At 70.1% G+C, this 8,863-nt stretch carries 7 protein-coding genes and 1 pseudogene; 3 read left to right on the forward strand and 5 right to left on the reverse strand.

What is annotated here, in order from left to right; genetic code table 11:
* Positions 1–42 precede the first annotated feature (42 nt).
* Positions 43–582, reverse strand: coding sequence for a GNAT family N-acetyltransferase (locus AB0C36_RS20090; RefSeq protein ID WP_358355838.1), 540 nt, complete (start codon positions 580–582; stop codon positions 43–45).
* 117 nt (positions 583–699) lie between these two features.
* Between AB0C36_RS20090 and AB0C36_RS20095 the strand changes: the two genes are divergently transcribed.
* A complete protein-coding gene (locus tag AB0C36_RS20095) occupies positions 700–1,557 on the forward strand; it encodes an SCO4651 family lipoprotein (protein WP_358355840.1) in 858 nt (285 codons plus the stop codon).
* On the opposite strand, the gene AB0C36_RS20100 is transcribed toward AB0C36_RS20095, so the two are convergent.
* Together AB0C36_RS20100 and AB0C36_RS20105 are read right to left on the reverse strand one after the other, a co-directional pair.
* Positions 1,554–1,784, reverse strand: a complete 231-nt coding sequence (locus AB0C36_RS20100) for a CstA-like transporter-associated (seleno)protein (RefSeq protein ID WP_435839079.1) — start codon at positions 1,782–1,784, stop codon at positions 1,554–1,556. The genes AB0C36_RS20095 and AB0C36_RS20100 overlap by 4 nt on opposite strands.
* Positions 1,781–3,909, reverse strand: a pseudogene (locus AB0C36_RS20105) (carbon starvation CstA family protein). The gene AB0C36_RS20100 and the pseudogene AB0C36_RS20105 overlap by 4 nt, the downstream one beginning before the upstream one ends.
* A 541-nt stretch (positions 3,910–4,450) precedes the next feature.
* Here AB0C36_RS20105 and AB0C36_RS20110 point away from each other — a divergent pair.
* Positions 4,451–5,491 carry an SCO4651 family lipoprotein gene (locus AB0C36_RS20110; RefSeq protein WP_358355842.1) on the forward strand — a complete coding sequence of 347 codons (1,041 nt, stop codon included), beginning with the start codon at positions 4,451–4,453 and terminating at the stop codon, positions 5,489–5,491.
* A gap of 71 nt (positions 5,492–5,562) precedes the next feature.
* Here the strand turns inward: AB0C36_RS20110 and AB0C36_RS20115 are convergent, their stop codons facing one another.
* Complete coding sequence (locus AB0C36_RS20115; protein ID WP_358355844.1) at positions 5,563–6,354, reverse strand: arylamine N-acetyltransferase family protein; 792 nt, start codon at positions 6,352–6,354, stop codon at positions 5,563–5,565.
* Between the two features lie 496 nt (positions 6,355–6,850).
* The gene (locus AB0C36_RS20120) at positions 6,851–7,798 is read right to left on the reverse strand and encodes a sigma-70 family RNA polymerase sigma factor (RefSeq protein WP_358355846.1); all 948 of its coding nucleotides are present in this window, start codon (positions 7,796–7,798) and stop codon (positions 6,851–6,853) included.
* Between the two features lie 126 nt (positions 7,799–7,924).
* On the opposite strand from AB0C36_RS20120, the gene AB0C36_RS20125 reads away from it, so the two are divergent.
* Entirely contained in the window at positions 7,925–8,695 is a 771-nt protein-coding gene (locus tag AB0C36_RS20125; RefSeq protein WP_435839080.1) for a TetR/AcrR family transcriptional regulator, read from the forward strand.
* Positions 8,696–8,863 lie beyond the last annotated feature (168 nt).

Below are 8,863 nucleotides of genomic sequence, written 5' to 3' on the forward strand. Positions count from 1 at the left end.
CGGACCCAGACGAGGGGGTCCGCGCGGTGGAGTTCCCCCTTTTCACGGGTTCGCCCTCGGTACGGCCGGAGGGTCACGCAGGTCGCGAAGCTCTCGTACGTCCCGCAGTTCGCGGACGAACCGCAGGCTGGGACGGCCGTCGACCTCCTCCTCGCCGACCGCCTCGAACCCGGCGCGGGCGAGCACGGCCAGCGACGCGGGGTTGTCGAGTGTGGTGACGGCACGCAGCGACAAGAGGCCGTAAGCGGCGCCGGCCCGCACGCAGACCGTGCGGACCGCGGCCGTGGCCACCCCGCGTCCGGTCGCGCGCTCGGCCACGCGGTAGCGCAACTCCGCTGTCCCGTCGGCCACATCGACGAGTTCAACGCGACCGACGACCTGGCCGTCCGCGGCGACGAGCACATGGAAGTAGTGCGTGCCGGCGTCCTGTTCGGCGAGCTGGACGCCGAGGCGTACGTCGAACTCGTTGAAGTACGCGTCGCCGCGATCCGGGACCGAGGCGGCGAAGTACGCCCGGTTCGCCAGCTCGAATGCCCTTACCGCCGGGCCGTGTTCCGCTCGCATCAGCTGGATCCGAGTCATGTCCACGACTCTAGGACGTCAGTCGCCAGGCCGCGGGTCCTTCGCCCTGGGGCCGCCACCGAGCGGACACCCCGAACCGGCCTACGCTGCATATTCGACCCACCTTGGAGGCGGACCTTGAGCGAGGAGCACGCAGAAGCACCCGCCGGTGCCGACACGGACCGGGCGTACCGGACCTACCGGATGAAGACCGTGACGGAGTATGACGGCAATGTCGCCTTCGTCGCGGAGAGCCAGGTGCGTACCCGGGACATGGCCCAGCGCGTGCGGACGACGACCTGTCGGGGTGCCTACGCCGCGCTGGGTGGAGACCATGAGACACCGGAGGAAACGACCGAGACCCTGATCCTGGGGAACACCGTGTACAGCAGGGCGGATCCGGCATCGGTGTTGTTCAACGGCGAGAGGCCGTGGTGGAGGTGCACGGTCGAGTCGCCGCTGCCCTCTCCCCCGCAGGGCACCGCGGCCGCCGGTACACCCTGGGACGACGGGCCTATGGCGGGCCTGCGTCCGCTGATCGATTCGGGAGAAGTCGGCGTCGTGGGACGGGAAGTCGTCGACGGCGTACAGACCGTCCACTACGCCGGAACCCTCTCCATGCAGGTCATGCTGGAGAAGAACCCGGCGATGACCGACGAGGCGCGTGAAGAGGTCCTTCGCTCCTGGATGGTGCTGGGTGAGGATCCGGTGGCGATCGACGTGTGGATCGGGCCGGACGATCTGCCCGTCAAACAGGTCTCCGTCAACCTGCTGCGGACGCCCGGCCCGGCCAAGTCGGTCAGGGCGGCCCAGCCGGTGGTGGTCAGCACCACGTCGTACTACTCCGGCTGGGGCGAACCCGTGGACCTCACGCCGCCGCCCGCGAACGAAGTCAGGGATCCCGGGGAGGCTTTGCCGCCTCCCCTGGATCCCAAGGTGTCGGCCGAACCTCCGGCCCCGGTGTCTCTGCCGGACCCTCCGGACGACGCGCCTTAGCAGCAGCGGCAGATGGGGGTCTCCTCTCGCCTCCGCCGGCGCCACGCCTCGTACTCGCGGCGCGTGGGCGAGGGCCGGTCGGGATTCTCGCGGCGGTGTCGTTCGCAGTGCCGCTCGTAGGCGGCGTCGCCGGAGACCTCGCGCAGGTACCAGCGCACGGCGGCCAGCAGGCGGCGCGGATGCAGGCCGCCGCCCGCGGCTTCGCGGTCGGGCCCGGGGGCCGTCACGCCCGGTCCGTCTCGGACGCGGCGACGGTCGCGGGCTTTCGGGCGCCGGGCAGCGACACGTGGAGCTGCGATTCGACGTACGGGGTCTCCGTCGTGGGCAGCGAGCCCGCGCGGATCGCCCGGACGCAGATCACCGCCGCATTGACGATCACGACCGCGACCAGGACGAGGAACACGGCGATCAGCACGCCGTCGACCGTGCTGTTGAGCACGACCGTGTGCATCTCGTCCATGTTCTTGGCCGGGCCGAGCACCTTGCCGTCGCCGATGGCGTCGGCATAGCGCTCGCGTTGGGCGAAGAACCCCACGCGCGGGTCGTCGGAGAAGATCTTCTGCCACCCCGCGGTGTAGGTGACCGCGACGTCCCAGACCAGCGGCACCCGGTGACCCACGCCCAGCGCAGCTTGCCGCGCTTGATCAGGATGGTGGTGGCCACGGTGAGCGCGATGGCGGCGAGGAGCTGATTGGCGATGCCGAACAGCGGGAACAGCTGGTTGATTCCGCCGAGCGGGTCGGTCGCGCCGGCATAGAGGAAGTAGCCCCAGCCCAGCACGACGAGCCCGCTGGCGATCCAGATACCGGGCTTCCAGTTGACCCGGCCCATCGGCTTCCAGATGTTGCCGAGCATGTCCTGCAGCATGAAGCGGCCCACGCGCGTGCCGGCGTCGACCGTGGTGAGGATGAACAGCGCCTCGAACATGATCGCGAAGTGGTACCAGAACGCGCGCAGGCTGTCGCCGCCGAAGACCTCGGAGAAGATGTCCGACATCCCGACCGCGAGCGTGGGCGCCCCACCGGTACGCGCGATCAGGCTCGACTCCTCCACCGCCTGCGCTGCGGACCGCAGTTGCTCGGGCGTGATGGTGAAGCCGAGGTTCGCAACCGCCTGCGAGGCACTCTCCGCCGTCGAACCCAGCACGCCCGCGGGCGCGTTCATCGCGTAGTAGAGACCCGGGTCGATGACGCAGGCGGCGACCAGCGCCATCACCGCCACGAACGACTCCATCAGCATGGCGCCGTAGCCGATGGCCCGGACCTGCGACTCCTTCTCGATCAGCTTCGGCGTGGTGCCGGACGCGACCAGGGCGTGGAACCCGGACAGCGCGCCGCACGCGATGGTGATGAACAGGAACGGGAACAACGCGCCCGCGAACACCGGCCCTTCGCCCGAGCCCGCGAACTTGCTTACCGCGTCCGCCTGCAGCGTCGGCGCGGAGGCCAGCACCCCCACCGCGAGCAGCACGATGGTGCCCACCTTCATGAAGGTGGACAGATAGTCGCGTGGCGCGAGCAGCAGCCACACCGGCAGCACGGAGGCCACGAACCCGTAGGCGACGAGGCAGAACACCAGGGTCTTCGGGCTCCAGGTGAACGCGTCCGCGAGCCCGGAGTTTTCCACCCATCCGCCGGCCACGATCGCGAGCAGCAGCAGCGCGACGCCGATGACAGTGGTCTCGACGACCTGACCCGGTCGCAGGAACCGCAGGTAGACGCCCATGAACAGGGCGATCGGGATGGTCATCGCCACCGAGAAGGTGCCCCACGGGGAGTCGGCCAGCGCGTTGACCACCACGAGGGCCAGCACCGCGAGCAGGATGACCATGATGGCGAACACCGCGAGCAGTGCCGCCGCTCCGCCGACACGCCCGATCTCGTCGCGTGCCATCTGCCCGAGGCTCTTGCCGTCCCGGCGCATCGACAGGAACAGGACCACCATGTCCTGCACCGCCCCGGCGAAGACCACCCCCACGACGATCCAGATCGTCCCGGGCAGGTACCCCATCTGCGCCGCCAGCACGGGTCCCACCAGCGGTCCGGCCCCGGCGATGGCGGCGAAGTGGTGCCCCAGCAGTACGCGTCGGTCGGTGGGCTGGAAGTCGACTCCGTCGTCCAGGCGTTCGGCCGGCGTCGCGCGCGTGTCGTCCGGTTCGAGGACGCGCCGGGCGATGAAGCGCGAGTAGAACCGGTAGGCGATCGCGTACGACGCCAGCGCCGCGACGATCAGCCAGACCGCCGACACCTCCTCCCCCCGGGCCAGGGCCAGCACGCCCCAGGCGATGGCCCCCACCACCGACACGGCGGTCCACACCAACACGGTCCGCGGCGCCACGGCACGGCGCCGCATGCCGGTCTCGGACATACAAACTCCTCGGGTTGCGGCGGCACTTCACCGGCGCCTGGCCGGGTGGCCACCGAAGTCGGACGCGCGCACAGCGCTGTGCCCGGGCGGTGCGACGGCAAACGCAGCGGCTACGGGTGCCGGGGCCCGGCGGGGCACATGTCAGGAAGCGGCGGCGTACGGCGCGTTGGGCGCGTACGGCAACACCGCGGCGGCGGCACGGCACGCCGATATGCAGGCTCGCACGCGCACCTCCTCATGCCCGTCCCACACGGACCGATCCACCCGCACCGGGCAGCGGACGCGTCGCGAACCGCCGTCCCACGGAAACGGAGTCCCGGGCATCCTCCCACTGTTCGCGACGCACGAGCCGCAAGCGCCACCGTCCCGACGGGCACTCGGCGTCGCGCCCGCGACACCTCGGAGGATTCAGGACTGTCCACTTCGCGGTAGCCATGTGGCGCCAAAAGGTCAGGTCACGCGGCACCTCGGACGGTGCGAAAGGCGCATGCTTACGCTGCCCATCGATCACCTCGGGAGGCGGATCATGCGCAGGAAGCACTTCTTCACCACGGCTCTGTACGCCGTCGTCCTCGGCGTGTCCGTGTCCGCCTGCGGCTCAGGGGGCGGGTCGTCGGACGCGAAGGGCGACACGGCGGGTTCGGCGAGTCCGACGAGTTCCGCGAGTTCCGCGAGCACGGGGAGTTCCGCCGTGCCGTCCGCCTCCGAGACGGCATCCGCGGCAGCCGGTACCGCCGGAGCGGCAGGCGGTGGAGCGAACGTCTCGGCGCTCGCGGGCAAGGTCGCCACTGCACGTGACCAGGCCGCCCACCAGCAGACATACAAGAGCAAGACCGTGCTGGAGTACAACGGCGAACTCGCCTCGGTCACCGAGAGCCAGGTACGCACCTCCGACTTGGCCCAGCGCACGCTGACGACCACCTACCCGGCCGCCTACACCGCGATCGGGGCGCCCGAGGAACTGCGACGCGAGTCGACGTCCGAGAGCCTGATCCTCAAGGATGCCATCTACTCGAAAAACGACCTGAGTTCGCCGCTGTTCAAGGACGCGAAGCCGTGGTCCAAGAGCACCCTCGAAGAGCCGCTGGTACCCGCCCCGCAAAACACCGCGGCCGATGCCGGGCAGAACAACGGGCCGCTGACGCACTTGGACAAACTGATCGACTCCGGGGAGATACGCATAGCGGGGCAGGAGGTCGTCAACGGCGTGCAGACCACCCACTACGCCGGCACGATCTCGTTGGTGCGCTTGGTGCAGAACACCGATCAGACCGACGAGGCCCGTGAACAGACACGACAGCTGTACGAGGCACTGGGACTGGACCGCACGGCCGTCGACCTGTGGATCGGGCCGGACAACCTGCCGGTGAAGGCGGTGACCGTGGCCCCGATCAAGCTGGCCAAGCCGATGGTGGCGAAGACCACCGTCACCTACTCCGACTGGGGCAAGCCCGTGGACCTCACACCGCCGCCCGCGAGCGATGTCGAAGACCTCGGAGTCCTGCCGCCGCTCCGCCCCAGGCCCACCGGCCCGGCAACCGCGCTGCCGAGCACGATGACGTACTGAATCCCGGGTGCGGGACCCCTTCTGTACGTGTCTCGATGCGTCTCTATGCGTCTCGATGCGTCGATGCGTCTCTAGGTGGCGACGGGCGGCGTGTTGTCGGGGACGCGGTCCAGCACGATGCCGAAGTGCTCCCGGTACGCGGCCAGGATCGCGGCGTCGTCCGGCAGTTCCTCCTGGTGTCGGCCGTCCGGGCCGGTGCGGATGAACGTACGGCCGGCGAGGGTGATGCGGCCGCCCTCCGGTGTCAGGCGGGTGCAGACCGGGCCGCGCGTGAAGTGGGACAGCGGGGAGGTCTGGTGCCACCAGGCTCCGGCCGTGAAGTCGACCAGCTCGCGCGGCCGGATCTCCATACGGAACTCCGGACCGCCGTCGCCGTGTACATCGACGTCACCGTCCGGGCCGTCGACGATCCGGAACACGCCTTCCGCGTCCGGCTGTTCGTCCCGTACGTCGAACCGCAGCGGCTCGCGCGCGAAGCGGCCGAAGCCGACGTCGGCCAGCCACGGTTCGTCGAGGCGGACGAGCAACGTCATGTGGTCGTACGGGATCCCGACCGACGCCCCGCCGTCCACGAACACACGGGCCGCGAGCAGGGACACGTCGTAGCCGAGTGCCCGCAGCAGGGCGCCGAAGGCGCCGTTGAGTTCGTAGCAGAACCCGCCGCGACGGCGGTCGACGACCTTGGCCACCAACTCGTCCTCGACGAGGCGGATGGGTCGGCCGAGGTGGATGTCGAGGTTCTCGAAGGGGACGGCGATCAGGTGGCGCCGTTGGAGTTCGGCGAGCAGCGCGGCGTCCGGCGCACCCTCGGGACGCGCCACGCCCAACAGGGCCAGGTAGCCGTCAAGGTGTTCCTGCCGCACGCCGCGCTCCCGTCGTTCCACTCGTCGCCGTCACGCATCGGGCATCACGTAACGCCGTCACTCGTTGTCGTCCACAGGCCCGGGACGCTGCCAGAACAATACGCACTTACCGGGCCCGGGTCCGGTGTGCAAGGCGGACCGCCGCGCGTCGGGTTTCGGCGGCGGCGCGCGCCTGGTGTCGCCCCGGCTTCGAGTCTCGGCCGGACCTGCGGTGCGCGGGGGAAGCGGGTGTGCTCCACGAGCGTGGAGCCGTCGCGTCGCCATCGGGCAGAGCCGCCGCGATACGCACGACAGGTGCGGGGAACGCGGGCGCGGGAATGGCAAGACCGGCGACGGGGAACTGCACGGGCGACTCTTGGAGAGGCGTGACTGCGGGGGCGACAGGGATGACAGGGATGACGGGGATGACGGGGGTGGCGGAGGTGGCGGGGGTGACGGTGACGGGGGTGACGCGGGTGATCGGATCCCCTGCGGGATGTGTCAAAGTCCGGTCCTTTCAGGCGAGGTAGTCGCGGAGCAGGGACGCCCGCGACTTCATACGGAGCTTGGCCATGGCCTTGACCTCTATCTGGCGGATCCGCTCCCGGGTCACGCCGAAGCGGCGGCCTATCTCCTCGAACGTCTTCGGCTCGCCGTCACCGGCCAGGCCGAACCGCAGCGTGACGACCTCGGCCTCACGTTGCGTCAGGTCGGCCAGCACGCGGTCGAGTTCGGCGCGCAGGCCGGCCATGGCGACCTGGTCCTCGACGGGGGCGGAGGCGGTGTCCTCGATGACGTCGCCGAGTTCGCCCTCGCCTTCGGAACCGATGGGCATGTGCAGCGAGACGGGGCGCCGGTCGTACCCCTGAACCTGCGTCACCTTCTCGGCGGTCAGGTCGAGTTCGGCGCCGATCTCGGCCGCCGTGGCCGGTCGACCGAGGTCGCGTTCGAGGCGGCGGCTCGTACGGTCGACCTTGGCGATCAGCTCGGCCATGTGCGACGGCACCCGGATCGTGCGCGACGTCTCGTCCACGGCGCGCTGCACCGCCTGCTTGATCCACCACATCGCGTACGTCGAGAACTTGAACCCGCGCTCGTGGTCGAACTTCTCGACCGCCCGGATCAGCCCGCAGTTGCCCTCCTGGATCAGGTCGGGCAGCGGAACACCCGTGGCGGCGTAGCGCTTTGCGACGGAGACGACGAGGCGCAGGTTGGCCTCGATCATGTGCTGCTTGGCCATGCGCCCGGCTGCCGCAAGCCATTCGAGGTCGGCGCGGGCGGCGTCGGCGAGGGTGTGGTCCGTGTCCAGGCGGTCCTGTGCGTACAGCCCCGCCTCGATCTGCCGCGCCAGCGCGACCTCCCGCTCGGCGTCGAGCAACGGCGTGCGGCCGATGCGCTTGAGGTAGTCGGCCACGGAGTCGGTGCTCGCGGCGGCGACCGGCGGTACTGCGGTACGGAAGGTCATGCGGCTCCTCGGCCCGGCGGATCATTCAGTAGGACGAACATAAAATTAGGCTGGGCAAGGCAACCTGTCAAGCATAAAAATAGGTCCATCACAAAAAAGTGTTGGACCTATGAGAGGATGCCGCCCATGACCTCGACAGAGCCGGTCGGCCTGCGCGCGCAGAAGAAGCTGGAGACGCGCCAGGCGATCTCCGACCACGCGACGCGCCTGTTCATCGAGCGCGGTTTCGACGCGACGACGATCGCGGACATCGCGAGCGCCGCGCGCGTGGCCAAGATGACGGTGACGAACTACTTCCCGCGCAAGGAGGACCTCGCGCTCGACCACGCGGACGCGTTCGTCGCGAGTCTGGCCGGGACCGTCGCGGCGCGCTCGCCGGGGCAGTCGGCCGTCGCCGCCCTGCACGACGCCTTCCGCGAGGCACTGGCGACGCGCAACCCCGTCCTCGGGTTCAGCGGCCGGCCCTTCGCGCGCATGGTGGCGGAGAGCACGGTGCTGGTCGCGCGGCTGCGCGAGCTGCACGAGAAGAGGGAAGAGGCGTTGGCGGAGTTGCTGGCGGCCGAGGCGCGGGAGGCGGGGGGCGGCCGTCCGGGTGCGGGCCGAACGGGGGAAGCGGGCCCGAGCGGAGCGGACGAGCTCACGCCGTACCTCGCGGCCGCGCAGATCGGCGGCGTCCACCGCGCGCTCTTCCAGGAACTTCAGCGGCGCAGCGTGGCGGGCGAATCCGAGGAGTCCATCGCCGCGGCGGTCGCCCCGGCGGCCGAGGCGGCATTCGCGCAGCTCACCCGCGCGCTGGGCGACTACGCCGTACGACCTCAGCCGCCCGCCGCAGCCGACGGCGCCGACAAAGAGGCCGACAAAGAGGCCGACGAAGACGACGAGGCCGACAACTCCTGATCATCCGAACGCGGCGATGCCGCGGCGATTGCGTCCGCATACGCCGCGAGATCCGCGGATCGGCCCGGCAGGTGAGACCGGGGTTCCCGAGGGCGTGTTCAACCTGGTCCACGGGCTCGGGACGGACAGCGCGGGCGAGTTCCTCACCTCGCACCCGGACGTCGACGC

This window comes from Streptodolium elevatio, from assembly GCF_040649515.1.
GTDB classification, from domain to species: Bacteria; Actinomycetota; Actinomycetes; order Streptomycetales; family Streptomycetaceae; genus Yinghuangia; species Yinghuangia elevatio.